The organism is Geothrix fermentans DSM 14018 (assembly GCF_000428885.1).
GTDB classification, from domain to species: Bacteria; Acidobacteriota; Holophagae; order Holophagales; family Holophagaceae; genus Geothrix; species Geothrix fermentans.
Genome location: NZ_KE386811.1, coordinates 89,915 through 113,036, shown reverse-complemented (window position 1 = coordinate 113,036; position 23,122 = coordinate 89,915). Strand labels below are relative to the sequence as shown.

At 70.8% G+C, this 23,122-nt stretch carries 22 protein-coding genes; 12 read left to right on the top strand and 10 right to left on the bottom strand.

Annotated features, from left to right (window positions below; genetic code table 11):
* Positions 1–402 precede the first annotated feature (402 nt).
* On the top strand, positions 403–1,353 hold the full coding sequence (locus G398_RS0114650; RefSeq protein WP_026854153.1) for an aldo/keto reductase: 951 nt from the start codon (positions 403–405) through the stop codon (positions 1,351–1,353).
* Positions 1,354–1,369: 16 nt separating this feature from the next.
* Here the strand turns inward: G398_RS0114650 and G398_RS20015 are convergent, their stop codons facing one another.
* Entirely contained in the window at positions 1,370–2,002 is a 633-nt protein-coding gene (locus G398_RS20015; RefSeq protein WP_052572069.1) for a DUF5655 domain-containing protein, read from the bottom strand.
* 123 nt (positions 2,003–2,125) lie between these two features.
* Here G398_RS20015 and acs point away from each other — a divergent pair, with 123 nt between their 5' ends.
* The 5 genes from acs to G398_RS18825 all read left to right on the top strand — a co-directional run bounded on the left by acs (position 2,126) and on the right by G398_RS18825 (position 9,398).
* The gene (acs, locus tag G398_RS0114640) at positions 2,126–4,057 is read left to right on the top strand and encodes an acetate--CoA ligase (protein WP_026854152.1); all 1,932 of its coding nucleotides are present in this window, start codon (positions 2,126–2,128) and stop codon (positions 4,055–4,057) included.
* 68 nt (positions 4,058–4,125) lie between these two features.
* Complete coding sequence (locus G398_RS0114635; RefSeq protein ID WP_026854151.1) at positions 4,126–5,055, top strand: chromate resistance protein ChrB domain-containing protein; 930 nt, start codon at positions 4,126–4,128, stop codon at positions 5,053–5,055.
* Positions 5,052–6,188, top strand: a complete 1,137-nt coding sequence (locus G398_RS0114630) for a chromate transporter (protein ID WP_026854150.1) — start codon at positions 5,052–5,054, stop codon at positions 6,186–6,188. The genes G398_RS0114635 and G398_RS0114630 overlap by 4 nt, the downstream gene beginning before the upstream one ends.
* The gene (locus G398_RS0114625) at positions 6,181–8,340 is read left to right on the top strand and encodes a carbohydrate binding family 9 domain-containing protein (protein ID WP_026854149.1); all 2,160 of its coding nucleotides are present in this window, start codon (positions 6,181–6,183) and stop codon (positions 8,338–8,340) included. The genes G398_RS0114630 and G398_RS0114625 overlap by 8 nt, the downstream gene beginning before the upstream one ends.
* A gap of 23 nt (positions 8,341–8,363) precedes the next feature.
* Positions 8,364–9,398 (top strand): YncE family protein, encoded by a 1,035-nt coding sequence (locus tag G398_RS18825; RefSeq protein WP_043485522.1) that lies wholly within the window; start codon positions 8,364–8,366, stop codon positions 9,396–9,398.
* Here G398_RS18825 and G398_RS0114615 read toward each other — a convergent pair.
* A complete protein-coding gene (locus G398_RS0114615; RefSeq protein WP_026854148.1) occupies positions 9,395–10,198 on the bottom strand; it encodes a DUF5777 family beta-barrel protein in 804 nt (267 codons plus the stop codon). The genes G398_RS18825 and G398_RS0114615 overlap by 4 nt on opposite strands.
* 13 nt (positions 10,199–10,211) lie before the next feature.
* Positions 10,212–10,808: a QcrA and Rieske domain-containing protein gene (locus G398_RS20010; RefSeq protein ID WP_026854147.1), complete on the bottom strand. Its 597-nt coding sequence runs from the start codon at positions 10,806–10,808 to the stop codon at positions 10,212–10,214.
* A 166-nt stretch (positions 10,809–10,974) separates the two neighbouring features.
* Between G398_RS20010 and G398_RS20005 the strand changes: the two genes are divergently transcribed.
* Both G398_RS20005 and G398_RS0114600 read left to right on the top strand, forming a co-directional pair.
* Complete coding sequence (locus G398_RS20005; RefSeq protein WP_026854146.1) at positions 10,975–11,448, top strand: DUF2231 domain-containing protein; 474 nt, start codon at positions 10,975–10,977, stop codon at positions 11,446–11,448.
* A 23-nt stretch (positions 11,449–11,471) separates the two neighbouring features.
* Positions 11,472–12,686, top strand: a complete 1,215-nt coding sequence (locus tag G398_RS0114600) for an AmpG family muropeptide MFS transporter (protein WP_026854145.1) — start codon at positions 11,472–11,474, stop codon at positions 12,684–12,686.
* Here G398_RS0114600 and G398_RS20000 read toward each other — a convergent pair whose 3' ends face one another.
* From G398_RS20000 to G398_RS18810, 3 genes are read right to left on the bottom strand one after another with little or no spacing between them, the layout of a single operon-like run.
* Entirely contained in the window at positions 12,687–13,151 is a 465-nt protein-coding gene (locus tag G398_RS20000) for a rhodanese-like domain-containing protein (protein ID WP_052572068.1), read from the bottom strand.
* Positions 13,152–13,184: 33 nt separating this feature from the next.
* Positions 13,185–14,168 carry an RluA family pseudouridine synthase gene (locus G398_RS0114590; RefSeq protein ID WP_026854144.1) on the bottom strand — a complete coding sequence of 328 codons (984 nt, stop codon included), beginning with the start codon at positions 14,166–14,168 and terminating at the stop codon, positions 13,185–13,187.
* Entirely contained in the window at positions 14,165–14,977 is an 813-nt protein-coding gene (locus G398_RS18810; protein ID WP_043485520.1) for a prolipoprotein diacylglyceryl transferase, read from the bottom strand. Before G398_RS18810 ends, G398_RS0114590 begins: the two co-directional genes overlap by 4 nt.
* 72 nt (positions 14,978–15,049) lie before the next feature.
* Here G398_RS18810 and lpxD point away from each other — a divergent pair, with 72 nt between their 5' ends.
* A complete protein-coding gene (gene lpxD / locus G398_RS0114580; protein WP_026854143.1) occupies positions 15,050–16,039 on the top strand; it encodes a UDP-3-O-(3-hydroxymyristoyl)glucosamine N-acyltransferase in 990 nt (329 codons plus the stop codon).
* Positions 16,040–16,283: 244 nt separating this feature from the next.
* Here lpxD and G398_RS0114575 read toward each other — a convergent pair whose 3' ends face one another.
* A complete protein-coding gene (locus G398_RS0114575) occupies positions 16,284–16,652 on the bottom strand; it encodes a holo-ACP synthase (RefSeq protein WP_026854142.1) in 369 nt (122 codons plus the stop codon).
* A gap of 103 nt (positions 16,653–16,755) precedes the next feature.
* Entirely contained in the window at positions 16,756–17,241 is a 486-nt protein-coding gene (locus G398_RS0114570; protein WP_043485518.1) for a GNAT family N-acetyltransferase, read from the bottom strand.
* A 68-nt stretch (positions 17,242–17,309) separates the two neighbouring features.
* On the opposite strand from G398_RS0114570, the gene G398_RS0114565 reads away from it, so the two are divergent.
* Entirely contained in the window at positions 17,310–17,978 is a 669-nt protein-coding gene (locus tag G398_RS0114565) for an HpcH/HpaI aldolase family protein (RefSeq protein WP_026854140.1), read from the top strand.
* Between the two features lie 3 nt (positions 17,979–17,981).
* Here the strand turns inward: G398_RS0114565 and hrpB are convergent, their stop codons facing one another.
* The gene (gene hrpB, locus G398_RS18805) at positions 17,982–20,450 is read right to left on the bottom strand and encodes an ATP-dependent helicase HrpB (RefSeq protein WP_043485515.1); all 2,469 of its coding nucleotides are present in this window, start codon (positions 20,448–20,450) and stop codon (positions 17,982–17,984) included.
* A 108-nt stretch (positions 20,451–20,558) separates the two neighbouring features.
* Between hrpB and G398_RS0114555 the strand changes: the two genes are divergently transcribed.
* Positions 20,559–21,551, top strand: coding sequence for a transketolase family protein (locus G398_RS0114555; protein ID WP_211229102.1), 993 nt, complete (start codon positions 20,559–20,561; stop codon positions 21,549–21,551).
* Positions 21,548–21,853 carry a PH domain-containing protein gene (locus tag G398_RS0114550; protein ID WP_026854138.1) on the top strand — a complete coding sequence of 102 codons (306 nt, stop codon included), beginning with the start codon at positions 21,548–21,550 and terminating at the stop codon, positions 21,851–21,853. Before G398_RS0114555 ends, G398_RS0114550 begins: the two co-directional genes overlap by 4 nt.
* A 126-nt stretch (positions 21,854–21,979) precedes the next feature.
* On the opposite strand, the gene G398_RS0114545 is transcribed toward G398_RS0114550, so the two are convergent.
* Complete coding sequence (locus G398_RS0114545; RefSeq protein ID WP_043485513.1) at positions 21,980–22,768, bottom strand: enoyl-CoA hydratase/isomerase family protein; 789 nt, start codon at positions 22,766–22,768, stop codon at positions 21,980–21,982.
* Positions 22,769–23,122 lie beyond the last annotated feature (354 nt).

Below are 23,122 nucleotides of genomic sequence, written 5' to 3'. Positions count from 1 at the left end.
TGGAGGGCAGCCCTGGGGGCCGTGATGCGCAAGCTGCTTGTCCTCATGCGAGCTGTGCTCAAGGCCGAGCACGACTGGGTTCCCAAGATCCAGGCCGCGTGAAGGAGGAGCCCACCTTCTGCTTTTCCCTTCACAGCGGAGCCAACGGTCGCAGCCGGGAGGGGCGCAAAGCCTGCGGGCCGCGAAAGGCGTGCCAGAAGCCGTCCCTGGCGTCCCTTTCGCGGCCTTGCGCCTCTCTCGGCTGGACAGATCCTTGCCCGCCCGAAGGGAAAAGAATCCCGAGACCTTGACTGCCAACTGACAACCTTTGTGGCCATCTTCTCCGTTTTCCTTCGCGCGCTCTGCGGCCTCTGCGGTTAAAACGTAGTTCCGTTCTTCGCGGACCTCAGGGAGGACTTCACGATGCGACCCAAGCGCCCCCTCGGCCGGACCGGCCTCTCTATTTCCCCGCTGGTCTTCGGCGGCAACGTGTTCGGCTGGACCATCGACAGGAAGGCCTCCTTCGAGATCCTCGACCGCTTCGTGGACGCGGGCTTCGAGGCGGTGGACACTGCCGATGTGTACTCCATCTGGAAGCCCGGGAACCAGGGCGGGGAATCGGAGACGATCATCGGCGAGTGGATGAAGGCCCGGGGCAACCGCGACCGGATCGTCCTCATCACCAAGGTGGGCATGGAGATGGGGCCGGACCGGAAGGGTCTGTCGGCGGCCTGGATCGAACGCGCTGTGGAGGACTCCCTGCGGCGCCTCCAGACGGACCACATCGACGTCTACCTGTCCCACAAGTTAGACGCCGGCGCCTCCCACGAGGAGACCCTCGGCGCCTACCAGAAGCTCCTGGCCGCTGGGAAGGTGCGGGCCGTCGGCGCCTCGAACTTCGATGCGGGCCAGCTCCGCGCGGCCCTGGACGCCACCGCCAAGGGCCTGCCCCGCTACGAGGTGCTGCAGCCCGAGTACAACCTGTACGACCGCCAGAGCTACGATGGCGCCCTGCGGGACCTGGCCATGGCCGAGGGCCTGGGCGTCATCACCTACTTCAGCCTGGCCAAGGGTTTCCTCAGCGGGAAGTACCGCAGCGAGGCGGACCTCGGGAAGAGCCCCCGGGGCAAGGGCGTGAAGGGCTACCTGGAGGCGCGCGGCTTCCGGATCCTGGCCGCCCTGGACGCCGTGGCTGCGCGGCACGGGGCCGAGCCCGCCGAGGTGGCCCTGGCCTGGCTCATGGCCCGCCCCGGTGTCACCGCGCCCATCGCCAGCGCCACGACGCCTGCCCAGCTCGACAGCCTCGTCAAGGCGGCCTCGCTGTCCCTGGCCGCCGAGAACCTGGCCGCCCTGGAGGAGGCCAGCCGGTACTGAGCCACGGACCCGTCCCTCAGGCCTTCGAGTCCCGCTCGTAGGCGCGTCGGAGCCAGGGCAGGGCGGCCTCCAGGTCCGCTTCTGCGGCCAGTTCCAGCTTGTGCGTGATCCGGTCCTTCTTCGCGAAGCCGCCGGTGTCCTGGAGGCGGCCGGAGGGATCCGCCACGGCGGCGGGATCGCCCAGGGCCAGGCCCAGGTCCAGGCGCGACGCGAAGGGCTTCACCTCGGCGAAGACGTGGTTCCGGTAGAGGGGGACGATGGTCTCGCAGGGGCAGACCTTCACATCGGGGCCGAGGCTCCGGGCCAGCGCCGTGATCGCCTCGAAGAGCGGCCGCAGAGCGGCCTTCTTCCCTCCGTACTGGCCCTCCACGTAGCGCGGGGCCGCGGCCAGGTAGCCCTCCGGCGTGTCGTCGAAGGCATGGCCCGGCCCGGCGCCCGCGCGCTGGGCCACGAGGCCCGCCTGGGTGGCGCCCAGGCCCCGGGCCTTCAGCCAGGCCACCTTGGCCTTGGACTCGGCGGGACCCTCGGCGTCCAGCAGGGCGATCCAGGCCTCCAGGCTGCGGCCGGTGCGGGCCCCGAGGTTGGCGAGGATGCCCTGGACGTAGGCCACGCTGGGATGCAGGTCATAGGGAACGGGGGACTTGGGCATGGGAGGCTCCGGGGCGCGGGACTGTGATCCCCATCATCCTGTCTCCTCCCCCGGTCTCGTGCTACCTTGCCTCCCAACCATCCCAACCCATCCTTCCACCTCACCCCGTTCTCGGAGTCTTCCATGAGCGACGTGGAAATCAGCATCACCCAGCAGAAGACCATCCAGGCGCTGCAGAAGGGAGAGGCCCCCATCCCCATGCGCGGGTGGCTGGCCAAGCAGGCGGCCATCGACTACGAGGTGGAGCGGACCCTGGCGGAGACCGATCCCGCCGCGTTCTGGGCCGACAAGGCCCACGGCCTGGACTGGGCCGAACCGTGGACGAAGGTGTTCGAGTTCAGCGCCCCCAACCACGCCTGGTTCCTGGGCGGCAAGCTCAACGCCACCGTGAACTGCATCGACCGCCATGTGCACAGCGACCGGCGCAACAAGGCGGCCCTCCTGTGGGTGGGGGAGGATGGCGACGAGCGGTCCTACACCTACAACCGCCTCTACCGCGAGATGAACCGCTTCGCCAACACCCTCAAGCGCCTGGGCGTGAAGAAGGGCGACCGCGTGATCCTCTACATGCCCCTCACGCCCGAGGGCATCATCTCCATGCTGGCCTGCGCCCGCATCGGCGCCATCCACAGCGTGGTCTACGCGGGCATGGGCGTGCAGGCCCTCAAGGCCCGCATCGAGGACGCCGGGGCCAAGGTGGTGGTGTGCTCCGACTTCACCTACCGGCGCGGGAAGGCCACGGCCCTCAAGCCCATCGTGGACGAGGCCGTGCGCGACCTGGCCTTCGTGGACCACGTCATCGTCCACCGCCGCGGCTCGCGTCCCGGCGACGCGCCCTTCAAGTTCGAGAGCGAGCGGGAGAAAGACTTCTACGACATCCAGCAGGGCCGCGAGATCCACTGCGAGCCCGAGATGGTGGACGCCGAGCACCCGCTGTTCATCCTCTACACCAGCGGCACCACGGGGCGGCCCAAGGGCGTGGTCCATGCCACCGGCGGCTACCTGGTGGGCGTCAACTACCTGGCCCGGGCTTTCTTCCAGATCCAGGAGCGGGACATCTACTGGAGCACCTCGGACATCGGCTGGATCGTGGGCCACAGCTTCATCGTCTACGGGCCCCTCAGCATCGGCGCCACGGTGCTCTGCCGCGAGGGCGCGCCGGACTACCCGAGCCCCGACGTAACCTGGGAGATCTGCGAGCGCTTCGGCGTGAACGTGATGTTCACGGCCCCCACGGCGGTCCGCATGTGGATGAGCCATGGGTCCGAGGCTCCGGCCAAGTTCGACCTGAGCCGTCTGCGCCTCCTGGCCTGCGCGGGCGAGCCCCTGAACCCCGAGGCCCACCGCTGGGCCCAGCAGCACCTGGTCGGGCAGGGCAACGGCATGGTGGTGGACAACTGGTGGCAGACCGAGATCGCGGGCCCCGTCATCGGCACGCTGCCCACCTTCGAGGCGCGGCCCGGCAAGGCCGGCAAGCCCATGCCCGGCGCCCAGATGGCCGTGGTGAACCGCGACGGGAGCCCCGTGCCCGACGGCCAGGGCGGCCTGCTGGTCATCAAGTTCCCGCTGCCCTACATGCTGCGCACCGTCTGGAACGATCCCAATCGCTACGAGGACTACTGGCGCGACATCCCGGGCTGCTACAGCGCCGGCGACGTGGCGGTGAAGGACGCGGACGGCTACATCGCCGTGCTGGGCCGCGCCGACGATGTGCTGAACGTGGCCGGCCACCGCATCGGCACGGCCGACGTGGAGGGCTCGCTCATCCGCCACCCGGCGGTGGCGGAAAGCGCCGTGGTGGGCATTCCCGATCCCATCAAGGGCGAGAGCATCAAGGCCTTCGTGGTGGTGAAGGCGGGCGTCGCGGTGGGCCCCGGCCTCATCGCCAGCCTCAAGGACCACGTGCGGGAGGACCTGGGCGGCATCGCCACGCCCGCCGACATCGAGATCCGCGCCAGCCTGCCCAAGACCCGCTCCGGCAAGATCGTGCGCCGGGCCCTCAAGGCCTGGGCCCTGGGGCAGGACCCGGGGGATCTGAGTACGCTGGCGGATTGAAAAATTTGGTTCATGTGAATCTTGAAATTGATTCACGTGAATCCATTTTTGGGGGGGAGGGAGATCCCATGCCCGAACCCCTGCGGTGGATGCTCCTCTTCCACCAGCTCCCGGCCCGGCCTGCCTACCTGCGGGTGAAGGTCCGGCGCCAGCTCCAGTCGCTCGGCGCGGTGGCCCTGAAACACTCGGTCTATGCGCTTCCGGCCTCCGAGGAGGCCACTGAGGACTTCCAGTGGATGGTGCGCCAGATCGAGGGGGCCGGGGGAGAGGCCACGGTGGTCGAGGCCGGCCTGGTGGAGGGGCTGTCCGACGAGGAGGTCAGGGCCAGGTTCCGCGCGGAGCGGGACGAGGACTACGGGACGCTTGCGGGGGAGGTGCGCGCGGCCCTCGCCTCACCCCAGGAAGAGGGGTCGGCCAGGCTGGCCCGGTTCCGCAGCCGCTTGGAGGAAATCCAAAGCCTGGACTTCTTCAGAGCACCGGGCCGGGCCATGGTGGAAGACCTCCTGGCCACCCTCGAAGCCCGGCTGCTGCCCATCCAGGAGGCTGGACCCCTGGGGTCCCTGGAAGCCTTCCGGGCACGCACCTGGGTCACCCGCCAGGGCATCCACGTGGACCGGATCGCCTGCGCCTGGCTCATCCGCCGGTTCGTCGATCCGGAGGCTCGTCTCCGGTTCGTGGATCCCAAGACCTACCGGCACCGGCGCGGCGAGCAGCGCTTCGACATGACCGAGGGCGAATTCACCCATGAAGGCGGCCGCTGCAGCTTCGAGACCTTCCTCCATCGCCTGGGTCTTGCTGCGCCGGGGCTTCGACCCCTGGCGGAGCTGATCCACGATGTCGACCTGAAGGACCGGCGCTTCCAACGCCCCGAGACGGAAGGTTTCGCGAGGGTCATCCAGGGGGTGGCCCTTCGCCATACCTCGGACGAGGACCGATTGACAGCCGGATCCGTGGTGTTGGACGCCTTTCTGGAGGCTCTGGCCCGGAGCCAGACATGACCCAGACCACGCTTCCTCCGCTCCGGGCCTTCGTCCTCTATTTCCTGAAGCTCGGCGCTTTCGGCTTTGGTGGTCCCATCGCCCTGGCCGGGGCGATGCAGCGGGATCTGGTGGAAGCCCGGGGATGGATCAGCGAAGCGGACTACCAAGAGGCGCTGACCCTGGCCCAACTGGCCCCGGGGCCTCTGGCGGCCCAGCTGGCGATCTACCTGGGCTATGTGCGGGCCGGGGTGCTGGGGGCCACGCTTGTCGGCGTCGCGTTCATCCTCCCCTCGTTCCTGATGGTGATGGGGCTTTCCTGGCTGTACCTGACCTTCGGAGGCCTCCGATGGATGCAGGCGGTCTTCTACGGCGTGGGGGCCGCGGTCATCGGCATCATCGCCCGCTCCGCCTTCAAGCTGGGCAAGGCCACCCTGAAGCGGGACCCACTCTCCTGGGGGATCTTCCTGGCCGTGGCCGTCACCACCGCCCTCACGGGCCGGGAGTGGATCTCCCTGGTCCTGCTCGGGGGTCTGCTGGCCTGGGCCCTGAAGGCGCGCCCCTGGCGGCGGACCTCCGCGGCCGGCCTGGCGCCCTGGCTGCTCACGGGGATCAAGGGGGCCGTTCCGGCCGCCACGGCCGGATCGCTGCTGTGGTTCTTCGCCAAGGCGGGCCTGTTCGTCTTTGGCTCGGGCCTGGCCATCGTGCCCTTCCTCCACGGCGGCGTGGTCAACGAGTGGCACTGGCTCACCGAGCGCCAGTTCCTGGATGCTGTGGCCGTGGCCATGATCACGCCCGGTCCCGTGGTGATCACCGTGGCGTTCATCGGCTACCTGGTCGCTGGCCCGCTCGGGGCCTGCGCTGCGGCGGCGGGCGTCTTCCTCCCGGTCTACCTGATGGTGGTGCTCGCGGCACCCTTCTTCCGCCGGCACGGGAAACACCCGGGCCTGAAGGCCCTGGTGGCGGGCGTGACGGCGGGGGCCACGGGCGCCATCGCCGGCGCGGTGATCGTGCTGGGCCGGGGGGCCCTCCGCGACCTGCCCACGGCCCTCATCGGGCTCGCCGCCCTCGTGCTCATCTGGAAGACCAAGGTCCCTGAGCCCCTGGTGGTGCTCGCGGCCGGGCTGCTGGGGCTTGGAATCTATCATGGCTAGCCGGACGGTGCTGGCCGTCCTAGTCGGCCTGGGTGTCCCTGCGCGGGCCGGGGCCCCGCCTGTGGCGAGAGCTTGTCTGACGACCGCTCCGATCCACCTGGACGGGCGCCTGGATGAGCCCATCTGGCGGGAGGCCCCCGAGATCATCCTGACGCAGCAGGCTCCCGTCCCGGGCGCCGCCACACCCTTCCTCACGGTGGTGAAGGTCCTCGTGGCCCCCGAAGGCCTCTACGTGGGGGTCCGGTGCGGGGATCCAGATCCTTCGATGATCGCGGCCCACACCCTCCGGCGGGACGGGGACTTCAGCGGCGACGACGCCGTCACCCTGGTGCTGGACACCCTGGGGGACGGACACACGGCATACCAGTTCCAGGTGAACGCCTCCGGGGCCCGCGCCGACGGCCTGATCTCGGGCCCTGAAGCCGTGTCCCTCGACTGGGATGGCATCTGGGAGGCCGCCACGGCCAGGGATGGTTCCGGCTGGAGCCTGGAAGTGTTCATCCCCAGCCGCACCCTGCGCTTCGATCCTGCGCGGAACCGGTGGGGGTTCAACCTGGAGCGCCGGGTGGCCCGGGCGCAATTGACCCTGCGCTGGGCCTCCCCCATCCTCGATGCCAAACTCCCGGACATGGCCCGGGCCGGCATCCTGGAGGGAGTGGCCGGCCTGAAACGGGGCGGCGGCCTTTCCGTAACGCCCTTCCTGCTGGCCCAGAAGAGCGAGGACTTCCGCAGCAGAACCCGCTCCGTCCGGGGAAGGGCGGGACTCGATGTCGAAGCCACGCTCACGGACCAGCTCACCGGCGTGCTCACCTACCACCCCGACTTCGCGGAGACGGAGGTCGATGCCCGCCAGATCAATCTGACGCGTTTTCCGCTCTACTTCCCCGAGAAGCGGGCCTTCTTCCTGGAGGGCTCGAACCAGTTCCAGTTCGGCCTCGGGTTGGACACCGACTTCATCCCCTTCTTCTCCCGCACCCTGGGCCTGGTGGATGGCGTGCCGGTCCCGCTCAGCGGCGGCGGGAAGGTGCTCGGGCGCGCGGGACCGGTGTCGATCGGCGCCCTGAGCATCCGGCAGGAGCCCTCCGCCGCCCGGAGCGGCACGGACCTTTCCGCCGCGCGCGTGAGCTGGGACGTCGACGAGCATCTGCGGATCGGCGCCCTGGGGACCGACGGGAATCCTGAGGGGCCAGGAACCAATCGCCTGGCGGCTCTGGACGCGGTGTGGCAGACCTCCAGGCTCTTCGGCGACAAGCTCTTCGAGGTGGGGCTGTGGACGGCCCGCAGCCGCGGAACTGCGATCCCGTCCGGCGATCCGGGCGGCTGGGGCTTCAAGATCGACTACCCGAACGACCTCTGGGACCTCAACGTCAGGATGAACCGCTTCGGAGATGCCCTCGATCCTGGGCTGGGCTTCCTCCCCCGGCCGGGCACGAAGCAGATGTCGGCGGGCTTCGCCTACCAGCCGCGCCCGGCTGGGCCCTCCCTCCAGTGGATCCGCCAGGCCTTCTTCGAACTGAGCGCGCTCCGCATCGAGGACCTTCAGGGGAACCTTCAGAGCTGGGAGCTCTTCACAGCCCCGTTCAACGTGGTGACCGCCGCGGGGGACCACTTCGAGGCCAACTGGCAGCCGCAGGTGGAGAGGCTGGTCCAGCCCTTCGAGATCAGCCCGGGAGTGGTCATTCCGGCGGGCGAGTACCGCTTCGACCGCTGGCGGATGCAGGCGGAGAGCGCCGCGGCACGCCCGTGGCAGGCGGCCACCACCGTCTGGTTCGGCGAGTTCTATGGGGGCCGCCTCGTCCAGTGGATCCAATCCGTGGGCGGCAACGCGCGGGACGGGCACATCCGCTGGACGGCCAGCGCCGAGAACGACTTCGCCCGCCTGCCATGGGGCCGCTTCACCCAGCGGCTCTTCCAGCTCCGGGGCGAGTACGGATGGAACCCGGGCCTGATCCTCACGGGCCTCCTGCAATACGACACCGCCTCCCGGAGCCTGGCATCGAACCTCCGCCTCCGGTGGCAGGTCCGTCCGCAGGCCGAGGCCTTCCTGGTCTGGAACCGCGGCTGGGAGCGACCGGACCTGAACGGACCCCTGCGCTTCCTCCCCCGCCAGGATGTCCTCAGCGCCAAGCTCCGCTGGACCTTCCGGCCTTGAACCAAGGTTGCCTTGGAGGCCTCATGAAAAGCCGATCCCATGCCCTTTCCGCGCGATCCAACGGGCTGTGCGCCCAGATCCGGACCCTCGTCCTGCTCCTGGCTCCACTCGCCTGCCAGTCCAAGCCCAAGGCCCCGGCGCTGCTCCTGCCGGTGGTCGATGTGCCTCTACCAGGCGATGCCTCCAGGTTCGACTACGCCAGCCTCGACCCTGCGGCGCACCGGCTCTACCTCAACCACATGGGCGCGGGGGAGGTGGTGGTATTCGACACCGCCGCGCGCAAGGTCGAGACGGTCCTGCAGGGTTATCCGAGCTGCACGGGCATCCTCGCGGTCCCGTCCCGGAATGAGCTGTATGTCAGCGTGGCCGGAGAAGGGAGGGTCGCCGTGCTGGACACCCGCACCCTCCGCGAGCTCGCCCGGGTGCCAGCGGGTCGTTTCCCCGATGGCCTCGCCTTCGATCCGGAGAACGGGCGGGTGTTCGTCTCCGACGAGCGGGGCGGCCAGGTGGTGGTGATCGAAACCGGGACTCACCGGGTCGTCGGGCAGGTCCCCTTGGGCGGCGAGGCCGGCAACACCCAGTACGACCCCATCTCACGGCGCATCTACACCAATGTCCAGACCCAGAACCAATTGGTGGCGATCGATCCGAATACCCTCATGGTGGTGGCCCGCATGGATCTGCCCGGCGCCAAGGGGAACCATGGCCTGGCCCTCGATCCCGACCGCCGTCTGGCCTTCGTCGCCTGTGAGGGGAACGCGGTTCTCCTCGTGGTGGACCTGGTCCGGGGTCGGGTCGCGGCCTCCTTTGCCGTGGGCCGGGATCCGGATGTGCTGGCCTTCGACCCGGGGACCGGGCGGCTGGTGGTGGCTTCCGAATCGGGACCGGCGTCGGTCTTCAGCGAAGAGGGTGGCGCCCTCCGCCGGGAGGGCGACCAGGAGGTTGGCCCCAACGCCCACGTCGTGGCCATCGATCCCGGCACGCACCTTCTCTATTTCCCCCTGAAGCGGCTGGGTGCCGGTCCCGGGCTCCGGATCCTGGCGCCGGCTCCGCGCTAGAAGATCCGCACCAGGTTGAACCCCAGGGCCCACCTTCCCGGTGGCCTGGGGCCACCGGCATAGTCGCCGCCCAGGACCTGGTGGGCGGTGGTGCCCTGGACATTGGTGGCCAGGAGTGTGAAGCGGTGGCCCTTGGTCTGGAAGCGGTAGCCCACGGCGTAGCCCTGCTCGTAGGAGGCGCCATCCAGGCGGGAGGGGCGGGGGTAGTACTCGGCCAGGACCGACTGGCTTTCGAGGAAGCGCCATCGGAGGCCGGCCCCAGCGGTGAAGAGGGCCTTGTCCCGGGTGGTGGTGCGGGAGAGCCAGGTGGGCACGAGGCTGAAGGTGAAGGATCCGGCCACGAACTCCGCGGGGAGCTGCACGGCCGCGCCGCTGATGCCCACGGTCCCGAAGGCGTAGGTGGCGCGCTGGAGGGTCTCGTCGAAGCGCTCCACCCGCGCCGCCAGCCTGACATGCGCGCCGTCCAGGAGCTGCTCCTGGAGGGCCAGGACCACGGTCTTGTCGTCGGCGGTGCGGTAGATCTGGGCGTTGAGGCCCGGCACCACCGCGATGCCGATGTCCAGGCCCAGGCCCGCGAAGTTGCCGCCGTCCAGGCCGTAGAAGTCCTTCGAGTTGCCCTTGGCCGGCTCCGTGAACCGGTGGGTGAACCGGATGGCGGGGTGCCAGCCCGGGAGGTGGTCCGCCGTGGGCAGGTTGAGGCCCAGGGGGAGTTCGGAAGGCTGCTCGGCATCCTGGGCCTGCATGGGCGCGGCCAGGAGCAGGAGCGGGAGGAGAGCGGGGAGGGTGGGCCGTCGGGGCATGGTCCCGGCCGCCTCAGGTGAGCCGCGCGGAGGCGGAGACGGGCTTGGAGGGGTCGATCACCAGCGGGCCGCCGGGCGAGGACTCGCTCACCTGGTAGTGCTGGAGGACGGCGCCCACGGGGGCTGGGCCCACGGTCACGGTGCCGTTGAGGTCGTACTGGCTGCCGTGGCAGGGGCAGCCGAAGCCCGTCTGCGTGGGGTTGAGGCGCCCGCCCTGGTGCAGGCAGCTGGCGTTGAAGGCGTAGATGCCGGCGCTGTCGCGCACCAGGTAGTAGCCCTGGGCGGCCCCCAGGATCAGGGGGCAGGCGCCGGAGGCCGTGGTGGTGTAGTCCTTCACCGTTCCCGAGGGCTGGCCCAGCAGGCTGACCTTCGTTTCCGAGGTGGTGACGGGGCTGGGCGGGGGCGGTGGCGGAGGAGGCGGCGCCGGGGCGGAGTAGCCTCCCCCGCCGCCCCCGCCACAGGAGACGGCTGCGGCCGCGGCGGCCACCGCGAGGGCGCAGGCGCAGAACTCCCGCCGGTCGAGGCCGGAGGCGGGGTTGGCGGAGCCGGAGGCGGGGCTGGCGGAGCCGGAGGCGGGGCTGGTCGTTGGGGCAGGTTCGGGCTGGGACATGGGACCTCCCTGGGCGGGCCGCGGTGTGCGGAGTGGCTTGGGAGCGAAGATGCGGCCCCGCCCCGAGGGCCCAAAGATCCGGATGGCAGAAAGCGGCCCCTCCGGTCTGGCGCCGTCCCCGGTCCCGGGCGCATCCTCGTGGAGACCACCCGCCCCGGAGCCCGCCGTGCCGCCGTTCAACCACCTCCACCCGGCCGTCGTCCACATCCCCATCGCCCTGCTGGCCGTGGCCCCGCTGCTCTTCCTCATCGGCGCCCTGTGGCCGGCCCAGCGCCGGGGCATCCACGCCGTGGCCCTGCTCCTGCTGGCCCTGGGCCTCCTGGGGGGGCTGCTGGCCCTGGCCACGGGAGATGCGGCGGAGACCTTCGCCCACCGCACCCCGGAATTGAGGGCCGCCGTGAAGGACCACGAGCGGGCGGCCCAGTGGACCGTCTCGCTCTTCGGGTTCCTGACCGCCGCCTGGCTCGGCCAGATGGGCCTGGCCCGGCTCCGCCGCCGCGAGCTGGCGCCCGGCCCGGCCCGGACCCTCTTCATCCTGTGGCTGGCGGTCAGCGCCCTGGGCGTGGCGGCGCTGCTCCGCACGGGCCACCTGGGGGGCCGCATGGTCCACGAGCTGCACACCCACGGGGGCGAGCCCTGAGGGAGTCCGGTTAGGCTGGTGGGATGAAGCCCCGCCAGACCCTCGTCCTCCTGCTCCTGGGCTTCGCCTCCGGGCTTCCCCTCTTCCTGACCGGCTCCACGCTCAAGGCCTGGATGACGGACGAGGGCCTGAGCCTGGCCACCATCGGCCTCTTCAGCTTCGTGACCCTGCCCTACAGCCTGAAGGTGTTCTGGGCGCCCTTCCTGGACCGCTTCGCGCTGCCGGGCCTGGGCCGCCGCCGGGGCTGGATGGCCCTCATGCAGCTGGGCATGGCCCTGGCCCTGGCCCTGCTGGCCTTCACCCAGCCGCACCTCAACCTGCCGCGGGTGGCCCTCCTGGCCCTGGCCGTGGCCGTCACCAGCGCCACCTTCGACATCGCCGTCGATGCCTGGCGGGCCGAGGCCCTCGACCAGAAGCACCTGGGCCTGGGCAACAGCATCCACATCGCCGCCTACCGCGTGGCCATGCTCGTGAGCGGCGGCCTGGCGCTCATCCTGGCCCAGGCCCTCGGCTGGCGGGCCACCTACCTGGCCATGGCCGGGCTCACCCTGGCGGGCTTCGCCGGGACCTGGCTCGCCTTGAACACCGACACCGTGGCCCGGGCCCCGCGCACCCTGCAGGAGGCCATTGCAGGGCCGCTGAAGGATCTCCTCCAGCGCAAGGGCATCGGCTACCTCCTGGCCTTCGCCGTGTTCTACAAGCTGGGGGACTGGCTGGCGGAATCCATGACCATCCCCTTCCTCCTGCGGGGCATGGGCTTCAGCAAGATGGAGATCGGCACGGTCCAGAAGACCACCGCCATGGTGGCCATCATCCTGGGGGGGCTCCTGGGCGGCTGGATGCTCACGCGCATGAGCCTGCGCAAGGCCCTCTGGATCTGCGGCTTCGTGCAGGCGGGCAGCATCCTGGGCTTCTGGGCCATCTCCATGCTGGGGCGGCACCTGCCCCTGCTGGTGGCCGCCAATACCCTGGAGAACCTGGCCTATGGCATGGGCGGCAGCGCCTTCGCGGCCCTGCTCATGGGGGCCTGCAACCGGGCCTACACGGGCACCCAGTACGCCCTCTTCAGCGCCCTCATGGCCCTGCCGCGCACGCTCTTCGCGGGCCTCACGGGCTTCATGGCCGACTGGTACGGCTGGAAGCTCTACTTCCCCGTCTGCGCCGCGGCGGCCATCCCGGGCCTGCTGCTCCTGCTGCTCTGGGACCGCTGGGGACTGGCGGAGGCGGACGGCAGCTGACTACTTCACCACGGGGCGGCTTTCGGCGCGCCAGGCCCGCATGCCGCCCTTGAGGACGTAGACCCACTCGAAGCCCCGGGCGGTGAGCTGGCGCAGGGCGCGGTGGGAGAGGGCGTCGGTCTCATCCACGAGGACGAGGGCCCGCTTGGCCTGGGGATCCGGCGAGGCGAGGCGCCGGGTGAGCTCCGCGAAGGGCACGTGGAGGCAGCCCCGGATGTGGCCGCGCCGGAAGGCGTCGTCCTCCCGCAGATCCACCAGCAGCACGCCGGGCCCCTGCAGGAGCTCCTCCACCTGGAGGGGGTCCAGCACGGGCCGCCCCTGTCCGCGGCGCCAGGAGCGGAGCCGCGGCAGGGCCACGCCGAAGAGCAGGAGCAGGCAGAGGGCCGAGAAGACCAGGCCCGGCAGGAAGGGATAGGCCTCCATCCAGCCTCTCAGCGTCGTCAGGGCCTGTGCGATGGCGGCCATGGCTCCCCCCGGTACGGGGATGATGCCCCCGCCTCAGAGCTCCGGCAAGCCCAGGGCCGCCGCCAGGGTGCGGAAGGCCTCGGGGATGGGGGCCACGGCGTCGATGCGGGCACCGGTCAGGGGATGGTCCACGGACAGCTTCCAGGCGTGAAGGGCCGGGTGGGGCAGCACCAGGGCCTCGCCGGCCGCATCCTTCCAGCGGCCGGGTCCGCCGTAGAGGGGATCGCCCAGGAGGGGCGCCCGCAGGTGGGCCAGGTGGACGCGGATCTGGTGCGTGCGGCCCGTGAGCAGCTCGCATTCCACCAGGGCCACGCTCGTGGTGCGGGCCAGCACGCGGATGCGGGTCTGGGCCGGGCGGCCGCCCGCGGCCACCACCATGCGCAGCCGATCCTGCTTGTGGCGCGCGATGGGCTCGTCGACGAGCAGGGTGCCGAGCTGGGGCAGGCGCGGGGAGTGGCGCACCAGGGCCAGGTAGCGCTTCTCCACGCTGCGGGCCTTGAACTGGGCCTGGATGGCCCGCTGGGCTTCCGCGGTCTTCGCCAGGCAGAGGCAGCCCGTGGTGTAGCGGTCCAGCCGGTGCACCAGCCCCGGCCAGCCGGTGGAAAGCTCCTCCGACTCCTCCTCGCCTTCTTCTTCTCCTACTCCAGACGCCAACGGCGTCTGGAGCCGATGCAGCAGCGCGTTCACCACCGTGCCGCCCGCATGACCCGGGCCCGGATGCACCACCATGCCCGCGGGCTTGTCCACGATCCAGAGCTGGCTGTCCTCGAACAGCGTGGGCAGGTCGATGGCCTCGGCCTCCAGGTGCGCGGCCGGGGCGGGGATGACGGGCAGCTCGGTCTCCACCTGGTCGCCGGGACGGAGCTTCGTCCCGCCCTTGGATACGGATTGCCCATTCACACGGACCGCGCCCGTGCGCACATGGGCATCCCAGCGGGCGCGGGGGACGTCGGGAAAGCGGTCCGCCAGGAAGCGGTCCAGGCGGGGCGCGCCGTCCTCCGCGAGGATCTGGATCACTTGGCCTCCTGGTGGCGGTTCCAGAACAGCCAGAGGCCCAGGCCCAGCATCATGAAGGCGATCCCCGTGAGACGGCCCGTGCTGAGCCAGGCCCAGCCCAGCCAGCCCATGCCGCGGTCCACATCGCCCCGCCAGGTCTCGGTGATGACGCGGCCCAGACCCTCCACCAGGAAGTAGAGGGCGAAGATCTGGCCATGGAACTGCCGCTTGCCGCGGACCACCAGGAGGATGGCCATCACGGTCAGGTTGGCGAGGGTGTTGTAGAGCTGCACCGGATGGAGCGGAATGCCCAGGGGGGTGCCGCTGAAGGCCTGGGCCAGGGGGTTGGTGAAGGTGGCGGCCCAGGGCAGGTGGGTCTCCGTGCCGTAGCAACAGCCGGCGGAGAAGCAGCCCAGGCGGCCGATGGCCTGGCCCAGGGCCACGCCGGGCACCAGCGCGTCGCCCGTGAGGCGCAGGGGCAGTCCCTGGCCCTTGCGGAGCTTCCAGAAGAAGGTCGCCGTGGCGGCGATGATGCCCCCGTGGATGGCCCCCCCGGCCCGCAGGGTCGAGAGGGTGAAGACCTCCCGGAGGGTCATGGCGCCTTCCTGGCCGGCGGGCGTGAAGAGGCCCACCAGGATCATCAGGAGCTTCGATCCGACGATGGCGGCGATGAGCATGGCGATGGCCAGGTCCGTGATGGCGGCGGGGTTCAGGCCGTCCAGCTTCGCCTGCCGCTTGGCCAGGGCCGTGCCCGCGAAGAAGGCGATGGCCAGCAGCAGCCCATAGGTGCCCAGGGGAAAGGAGCCGATGTCGAAAAGCACTGGATGCATGTTGGATTCCGCACGGATGACTGGAAACTGAAGACTGAAGACTGAAGACTGAAGACTGATCAGGAGGATGCGATGCCGACCCTCACAGCGCAGGACCTGGCGGACCGTCTGGGCGGCAGCCTCGAGCATTGTCCCCCGGATCGTCTGATTTCCGAAGTGAAGCCCCTGGAAGAGGCGGGCGCGGGCTCTGCGTCCTTCCTGGCCAATCCCAAATATGCCGCGAAGGCCCGGGAAAGTGCCGCGGGCCTGATCTTCGTGGACGCGGCGGCGGACATGGGCGGGCACCCCGTGCTGCGAGTGAAGCATCCCTACTGGGCCTTCGCCCAGGCCATCGGCTGGCTGCACCCGGAGCCGGCCCCCGACTGGAACGACCGCCCCGTGCACCCCACGGCGGTGATCGGCGACGGCTGCCGCATCGCCCCCGGCGCCACCGTGGGCGCCCGCACCGTGCTGGGGAAGGGCTGCGTCATTCATCCTGGTGTCCACGTCGGCGATGACTGCGTGCTGGGCGAGGGCTGCGAACTGTTCTCCGGCGCGGTGCTCTACCGCCGCACGCGGCTGGGCAACCGGGTGGCCATCCACGCCAACTCCGTGGTGGGCAGTGACGGCTACGGCTACGTGCTGGTGGAGGGCCGCCACGCCAAGATCCCCCAGGTGGGCTGGGTGGAGGTGGGCGACGACGTGGAGGTCGGCGCCTGCGTGTGCATCGACCGCGGCGTGCTGGGGCCCACCCGCATCGGCCTGGGCACCAAGATCGACAACCAGGTGCAGGTGGGCCACAACGTCCAGGTGGGGAACCACTGCCTGCTGGTGAGCCAGACGGGCATCAGCGGCTCCACGAAGCTGGGCGACTACGTCACGCTGGCCGGCAAGGTGGGCGTGGTGGGCCATATCGAGATCGGCAGCCGCAGCGTGGTGGGCGGCAACAGCGTGGTGGCCAAGAGCCTGCCCGAGGGCAGCTTCGTCACCGGCTTCCCCGCCCGCCCCCACAAGGAGTGGACCGAGGCCCAGGCCGCCCTGAACCGCCTGCCGAGGCTCATGAAGCAGCTGCGGAAGGGCTGAACCTCCGATCAGGCAGCGTTCAAAAGATCAAGATTCACCACGGAGACACCGAGGCCACCGAGAAGCCGCGGAGGGCTCCGTGGCCCTCCGTCACGGGCAGGCCGGAGGCCGCTTCCGGCCTTGCCGGAAGCCACGGGAGGCGCCGGGCCCGGATCCTTTTGGAGACATCCGGGCCCGGCGCCTCCCGTGTGCCCATGCTCCGTGCCTCCGTGGTGGATCTCTTACCATGGAAGACGAGCCGATATCAGCCCTCGAGGATGACCACGGCCACGGCCAGGTCCCCATCGTGGCTCACGCTGCCGTGGAGCTTGCGGATGCCCCGGGCCGCCAGCAGGTCCGCCAGGGCGCCCACGGCCCACAGGCGCCCGTTCACGAAGCGCAGCTCCTTCCAGGACCAGCCGTCCAGCCCCGTGCCCAGGGCCTTGCCGAAGGCCTCCCGCAAGGCCCAGCGCCCCGCCAGCCGCTCCGGCAGCCGCTCCCGGTTGCCCCCCAGCAGGTAGTCCGCCTCCTCCGGATGGAGGATGCGCCGCGCGCCCTTCTCGGCCCCGAAGCGGTCGATGAGGTGCCGCCAGCGGCTCGGCGGACAGAGGTCGGTACCCAGCCCGAGGATCATGGGGCCTCCTGGCTGTCGGCTGTCAGCTGTCGGCTGTCAGCCGGGAAGAAGCGACCAGGCCCCGTTCCGCCCCTGAAGACTGAAGGCTGAAGACTGAAGACCGTCACGCCAGGCTCCGCGCGTACCAGCGGTCGCAGCCGCCGTGGCCGGTGCGGCCCAGGGGGGCGCAGAGGGGCTGGAAGCCCACCTTGCCGTAGAGCTTCATGGCCTGGTCCATGCCCGTGAGGGTCTCCAGGTAGCAGGTGCGGTAGCCCAGCTCCTTCGCCGCCGCCAGACAGTGGCGCAGGAGGGTCTCGCCCATGCCCTGGCCCCGGGCCTCGGGCAGGAAGTACATCTTGCGCAGCTCGCAGACGTCCGGCTCGCCGCCCTCCAGGGCCGCGACGCCGCCGCCGCCCACCACCTTCCCGGCCTCGTCCACCACCACGAAGTAGACGGCGCCTGGGGCGGAATAGGCCCGGCTCATGAAGTCCACCTCGGGATCGTGGAGGGCGAAGCCCGGGCCATCCGCCCCGAACTCCGGCATCACCGCACGGATCACGGCCGCCATGGCGGCGTCGTCCTGGGGTTCGATGGGGCGGAAGGTCAGCATGGGCTCCAGGTTACCAAACCGGTCCCGCGCGGTTCCGATCCGGTCCACCCTGGAGGAAGGAGGTCGTCATGTCCCCGAGCCCTTTCCCCGACCGTCTCCGCGCCGGTGAGCGCCTGCTGGGCACGCTGGTCCAGATCCCCCGGCCGGAGGTGGCCGTGGCCCTGGCCCGGACCGGCTTCGACTGGCTGTTCCTCGACGGGGAGCACGGCGGGTTCGGACCGGCGGAGACCTCCCGCACCCTGGCCGCGCTGAAGGGCGCCGTTCCCTGCCTGCTGCGGGTGCCCGTCCTGGATCCGGAGGTGCTCGCCGATGCGGCCGCCATCGGCGCCGAGGGCCTCATCGTGCCCCATGTGGACCGTGCGGCCCAGGCAGAAGCCGCCGTGAAGGCCGTCCGCGGCCGGGGCCTGGTGGTGGTCCAGGCCGAATCCCGGGAGGCCCTGGCCGACATCGAGGCCATCGCCCGGGTGCCTGGCGTGGCCGCGGTCTTCGTGGGCCCCTACGACCTGAGCGCCAGCCTGGGGATCTCCGAGCAGTTCGGCCACCCCGCCTTCCTGGAGGCGGTGGACCGCATCGCCCGCGCCTGCCGCGAAGCCGCCATGCCCCTCGGCATCTTCCGCATGACCGCCCCGGAGATGCGGACCCACGAGGCCGCGGGCTTCACGCTCCTGGCCACGGGCCTGGACAGCACGCTCCTGGAGGCCGGGGCCCGGGCGCTGCTGGCGGAACTCCGCCAGTAGGGTTCACTCCGGCCAGTGGTGCTTGGGATACCGCCGCGACAGACCCGGACGCAGCTCCTGGTAGGCCCGCTGCCAGAAGCCGGCGAGGTCGGTGGTGACCTGGACGGCGCGCATGTTGGGGGCCAGGAGGTGCAGCACCAGGGGCACGGCGCCGCCGGCCACGGTGGGTGTCTTCTTCAGGCCCCAGAAGTCCTGGAGGCGCGAGGCGATCCAGGGCGGGTCGTCCTCGTAGTGGACTCTGGTCGGTCGGCCCTTGGGCAGCTGGATGGCCTCGGGGGCCCAGGCGTCCAGCAGGCGCAAGGTCTCAGCAGGAAAGGCCTGGCGCAGGGCTGCGGGCCAGTCCACGTCCTGCACCTCGCGCAGGGTGCTGCGGCCCGCGCAGGCCCCGGCCAGCAGCGGGCCCAGCAGGTCCTCCGGCAGGTCGAGGTCCGGCCGGTGCTTCCGCAGGAACGCGAGCCGCGCCAGGAACCGCGTGGGCACCTCGCCCAGCGGCCGATCGCGCAATGCATCCGCCAGCAGTTCTCTTACCTGCGGATCCGCAGGATCCGCAGGCCCCCGGCTGGCGTCGATCACCAGCCCGTCGAAGCGGATCTCCGACCGCCGCTCCACGCGTCCGGCCGAGGCATTGAAGCACACCTCGTCCACATCCTCCAGGCGCTCCGGGAAGGCGTCCAGCAGCCAGTCCGCCTCGCAGCGGGAGGCCAGGCGGATGAGCGTCTGCCCGCCCGTGCCCTGCTTCTGGGCCTCGGCCTCCAGGGCGAGGATGAGGCCCGGCCGCCGCACGCGGCTGGATGGATCCAGCTTCGCGCCGCCGCCCCCCGCGAAGGCGCAGGTGCCGTTGGCGGAGAGCTGGCCCACGCGATCCGGGTAGGCCATCAGGAGGGCCTTCAGCAGGCGCGGCTCGGCGTCGGCGGGCTCAGGCGCCGAAGGCAGCAGGCGGGAGAGGGACTGCACGGCCCGCTTGGCGCGGTGGACGGCCGAGGCATCCAGCCCCGCCGCCCGGCAGGCCCCAGCGCCGAAGCCCGCGGCCTCGGCCTCCTCGAACTGGTCCAGGCGCAGCAGCAGGTCCGAGTCGGCGCCGTGGCCGGTCTTCGCGGGGGTGCGATCCAGGCCCTGGCGGGCCGCGAGGCTGCCGGTCTCCAGCAGGGCAGCCGCGTGGAGCGCCAGCTTCGGGATGCCGAGATCCTCTCCGGCCACGGCCAGCCGCGCCAGGCGCGGGTGCAGGGGCAGGTCCGCCATCCGCCGGCCCACGGGCGTGAGCGCGCCGTCCGCCAGGGCGCCCAGGCGCGCGAGCAGGCCTTCCGCCGCGGTCACGGCGGCCTCGGGGGGCGCCTCGAACCAATGGAGCTGAGAAGACCGGGGGAGGCCCATGCCATGGAGGGCCAGCAGGGGCTCCGCCAGGTCCGAGCGCTGCAGCTCCGGCATGTCGAAGGCGGGGCGGGCGTTGAAGTCGGCCTCCGTGAACAGGCGCAGGCAGCGGCCGGGCCCCGTGCGGCCCGCGCGGCCCGTGCGCTGGACGCAGCGGGCCTGGCTGATGCGCACCGTGCGCAGGCCCGAGAGGCCCGACCAGGGCGAGTGCGAGGCCTCGCGGCCCAGGCCCGTGTCCACCACGGCGCCGATGCCGTCCAGGGTCACGGAGCTTTCCGCCACGTTGGTGCTGAGGATGACCTTGGGCGTGCCGGTGGCCTCCAGAGCGTGGGCCTGGGCGTCCGGCGACAGCTCGCCGTGCAGGGGCCGCAGGCTCAGGCCTCGCTTTGCGGCCACGGCCTCGCAGCCCTTCAGGCAGGCGCGAATCTCCGCGGCGCCGGGCAGGAAGACCAGCGTGTGCTCCTTCAAACCCTCGCCATAGAGGCGGTCCAGCGCGTCGGCGACCTGAAGCTCGATGGGCCGGTCGTCGGGCCGGGGCAGGAAGCTGGTGTCCACGGGGAAGGCACGGCCCTCGCTCCGCAGCACCGGCGCGTCCAGGTAGGCTGCCACGGGCCCGGGATCCAGGGTGGCCGACATGACGAGCAATTTCAGATCCGGCCGCGTGGCGCGCTGGAGGCGCCGCAGCATCGTGATGCCCAGGTCCGTGTGCAGGTGCCGCTCGTGGAACTCGTCCAGCACCACGGCGGCGATGCCCTTCAGCTGCGGATCGCCGTGCAGGCGGCGCAGCAGCAGGCCCTCGGTGACGAAGCGCAGGCGCGTGGCCTTCGAGACCTTCTGCTCGAAGCGCACGGCGTAGCCCGCCCGCTGGCCCAGGACCTCGCCCAACTCGTCGGCCACCCGCGTGGCGGCGAGACGGGCGGCCAGGCGGCGGGGCTCCAGGATCCAGCACTCGCCGTCCCCGAGGAGTCCCGCCTCCAGCAGGGCCGGGGGCACCCGCGTGGTCTTGCCCGCGCCGGGGTCCGCCTGGAGCACGAGGTTCGGGTTCCCCCGCAGGCTGTCCGCGATCCGGGGCAGCAGCGGGTCGATGGGGAGAGGCGAACGCATCCATTCAGCCTATCGGATCTGTCAGATCGCCTCTGGCGATCTGACTTACGGCGCCGCAGGGCGGCGCCGCCCCTCCTTCGCGTAGAATGGATCCTTCAAGGAGAAGTCATGGCGGGCATGGAGACGGCGGGCGTGGGTGGCAAGGCAGGCGTGGTGATGGACAGCCTGCGGGACGCCTACGGGGACACCCTCGTGGAGCTGGGGAATGAGGGCGCCAACATCGTCGTCTTCGACGCGGACCTGGCCGGATCCACCCGCACCAGCAAGTTCGCCAAAGCCTTTCCGGACCGCTTCTTCAACATGGGCGCCGCGGAGCAGGGCATGGTGGCCGCCGCCGCCGGGGCCAGCACCACGGGCGTGGTGCCCTTCGTGAGCACCTTCGCCATGTTCGCCACGGGGCGGGCCTACGAGTTCGTGCGCCAGGCCTGCGGCGTGGGCCGCCAGAACGTGAAGATCGTGGCCACCCACGCCGGCCTCACCGTGGGCGAGGACGGCGGCACCCACCAGTGCCTGGAGGATCTGGCCCTCATGCGCATGATCCCCGGCATGACGGTGATCTCCCCTGCGGATGCCCTGGAGACGAAGCAGGCCATACGCGCTGCCTACGCCCACCAGGGGCCGGTCTACGTCCGCCTCACCCGCGACAAGTTCCCCCGCATCCACGCCGACGATTACCGCTTCCAGATCGGCAAGGCCGTGATGATGCGGCCAAGCGCGGAAGCGCCCAGCGCTGGCACGGACGTGCTGCTGGTGGGCTGCGGCCTGGGCACCTCCATCTGCCTCGCCGCGGCGGAGCAGCTGGCCGCCGAGGGCATCGAGGCCACGGTGCTCCACTGTCCCACCATCAAGCCCTTCGACCGGGAGACGCTGCTGACCCTGGCCAAGGCCCACAAGGCCGTGGTCACCTGCGAGGAGCACCAGGCCCATGGCGGCCTGGGCGGGGTGGTGGCGGAGATCCTGTCGGAAGCCCATCCCATGCCCCTGCGCCGCGTCGGCGTGAAGGACCAGTTCGGCCAGAGCGGCAAGCCCGAGAAGCTGCTGGAGGCCTACGGCATCACGCCCCAGGCCGTGGCCTCGGCGGCGAAGGAGGCCCTCCAGTGAGCGAGACCTTCCGAGCCAGCCGCTGGACCCAGGGCAACCACCTGTTCGTCACCGTGATCGAGGTGACGGACGCCGCCGTGATCCGCCGCAAGCGGTCCTGGTTCACCGTGAACGAGATCAGCATCCACCTGTCGAAGGTGGCCAGCGTCCGCATCGAGACGGGCCTGCTCTGGTCCGACATCACCGTCGAGAGCACCGGCGGCAGCGATCCCCTCGCGAGCCACGGCCACACGAAGGCCGACGCCCGCCGCATCAAGGAGCTCATCGAAGCCGCGCAGGGACGGGCGTTCCCGAAGGGATGAAAAAGTGGAGACAGGATTAACAGGATCCTGAAGGATTAACAGGATTCGAAAGATAAACACCAGCTCGTCTTTTCATCTTTAATCCTGTTAATCCAGCTTTTAAGCCTGTCAATCCTGTCCAGGCTTTTAAGCGAACTTCGGCGCCCGCTTCGCGAAGAACGCGGCCAGGCCCTCCTTGGCGTCGGGGTGGCGCATGGCGGCCTTCATCTGGGCGCCCTCGGCCTGGAGGCGGGCGCGCAGGGTCTCGGCATCGAGCCCCTGGTTGCGGAGCAGGGTGGCCTTGATGCGGCCGAAGGTCTCGGCGGGGCCGGCGGCGAGCCGCTGGGCCAGGGCCTCCACGGCAGCCTCCAGCTGGTCAGCGGGCACGATGCGGTTCACGAGGCCCAGGGCCTGGGCGCGAGGGGCGTCCAGGGTGTCGCCAGTCATCATCAGCTCCGCCGCCACGGCGGGGTTCACTAGCCGCGAGAGCATGACGCTGCCGCCCCAGTCCGGGTGGAGCCCGATCTTCACGAAGGCCATGCTGAAGATTGCTTCGGGCGTGGCCAGGCGCAGGTCCGCGCACAACGCCAGGCTCATGCCCGCGCCCGCAGCTGGACCCTGGACCACGGCCACCACGGGCTTGGGCAGCGTGGCCAGGCCGTGGGCCACGGCTGCGCCCAGGTCCAGCAGGGATTCCAGCTCCGTCCAGCGCCCTTCGGCCAGGGCCTGCGAGATCCAGCCGAGGTCGCCGCCCGCGCAGAAGGCCCGCCCCGCGCCCCGCAGGACCAGCGCCTTCACGCCAGGCTCCGCAGCCTTCGCCAGGGCCTCCTCGAAGCCCTCCTGCATCTCTGGCACCAGGGCGTTCAGCTTGTCCGGCCGGTCCAGCGTCAGCGTGGCGATGCGGTCGCGGATCTCGAAGCGGATGGGGGCGGGCACGGGAACTCCGATGGAAAGGCGATGACAGGATTAACAGGATTTAAAAGGATTAACAGGACCTGATTATCGGCCAAGCTCAGCCCCATGTTCGCAAGATGAAAGGCTGGAGCCGGAGATGACGGAGAAACGGCCTCGGGTCCACAGATTTGCACAGATTGAAAACGGGGCTGCGGCTGATTTGGGGGTGCAGCTTCGCAAGCGTGGGCTCCATGGGGGGCGACAGGGTCGCGCCCTTTTTGGGGTGCGCGGCCCTGGCGCCCCCCATGACCTCCGGCAACGCCGGAGGCCGCCTTCGGCGGGCCCACGCACGGGGGGGTGAGCCCCCTCCGCGCTCTCCGTGCGCCCGAAGGGCGG

Coding starts and splice junctions, on each gene's coding strand:
- G398_RS0114650 (WP_026854153.1), top strand. CDS start 403: ATGCGACCCAAGCGCCCCCTCGGCCGGACCGGCCTCTCTATTTCCCCG.
- G398_RS20015 (WP_052572069.1), bottom strand. CDS start 2,002: ATGCCCAAGTCCCCCGTTCCCTATGACCTGCATCCCAGCGTGGCCTAC.
- acs (WP_026854152.1), top strand. CDS start 2,126: ATGAGCGACGTGGAAATCAGCATCACCCAGCAGAAGACCATCCAGGCG.
- G398_RS0114635 (WP_026854151.1), top strand. CDS start 4,126: ATGCCCGAACCCCTGCGGTGGATGCTCCTCTTCCACCAGCTCCCGGCC.
- G398_RS0114630 (WP_026854150.1), top strand. CDS start 5,052: ATGACCCAGACCACGCTTCCTCCGCTCCGGGCCTTCGTCCTCTATTTC.
- G398_RS0114625 (WP_026854149.1), top strand. CDS start 6,181: ATGGCTAGCCGGACGGTGCTGGCCGTCCTAGTCGGCCTGGGTGTCCCT.
- G398_RS18825 (WP_043485522.1), top strand. CDS start 8,364: ATGAAAAGCCGATCCCATGCCCTTTCCGCGCGATCCAACGGGCTGTGC.
- G398_RS0114615 (WP_026854148.1), bottom strand. CDS start 10,198: ATGCCCCGACGGCCCACCCTCCCCGCTCTCCTCCCGCTCCTGCTCCTG.
- G398_RS20010 (WP_026854147.1), bottom strand. CDS start 10,808: ATGTCCCAGCCCGAACCTGCCCCAACGACCAGCCCCGCCTCCGGCTCC.
- G398_RS0114600 (WP_026854145.1), top strand. CDS start 11,472: ATGAAGCCCCGCCAGACCCTCGTCCTCCTGCTCCTGGGCTTCGCCTCC.
- G398_RS20000 (WP_052572068.1), bottom strand. CDS start 13,151: ATGGCCGCCATCGCACAGGCCCTGACGACGCTGAGAGGCTGGATGGAG.
- G398_RS18810 (WP_043485520.1), bottom strand. CDS start 14,977: ATGCATCCAGTGCTTTTCGACATCGGCTCCTTTCCCCTGGGCACCTAT.
- lpxD (WP_026854143.1), top strand. CDS start 15,050: ATGCCGACCCTCACAGCGCAGGACCTGGCGGACCGTCTGGGCGGCAGC.
- G398_RS0114575 (WP_026854142.1), bottom strand. CDS start 16,652: ATGATCCTCGGGCTGGGTACCGACCTCTGTCCGCCGAGCCGCTGGCGG.
- G398_RS0114570 (WP_043485518.1), bottom strand. CDS start 17,241: ATGCTGACCTTCCGCCCCATCGAACCCCAGGACGACGCCGCCATGGCG.
- G398_RS0114565 (WP_026854140.1), top strand. CDS start 17,310: ATGTCCCCGAGCCCTTTCCCCGACCGTCTCCGCGCCGGTGAGCGCCTG.
- hrpB (WP_043485515.1), bottom strand. CDS start 20,450: ATGCGTTCGCCTCTCCCCATCGACCCGCTGCTGCCCCGGATCGCGGAC.
- G398_RS0114555 (WP_211229102.1), top strand. CDS start 20,559: ATGGCGGGCATGGAGACGGCGGGCGTGGGTGGCAAGGCAGGCGTGGTG.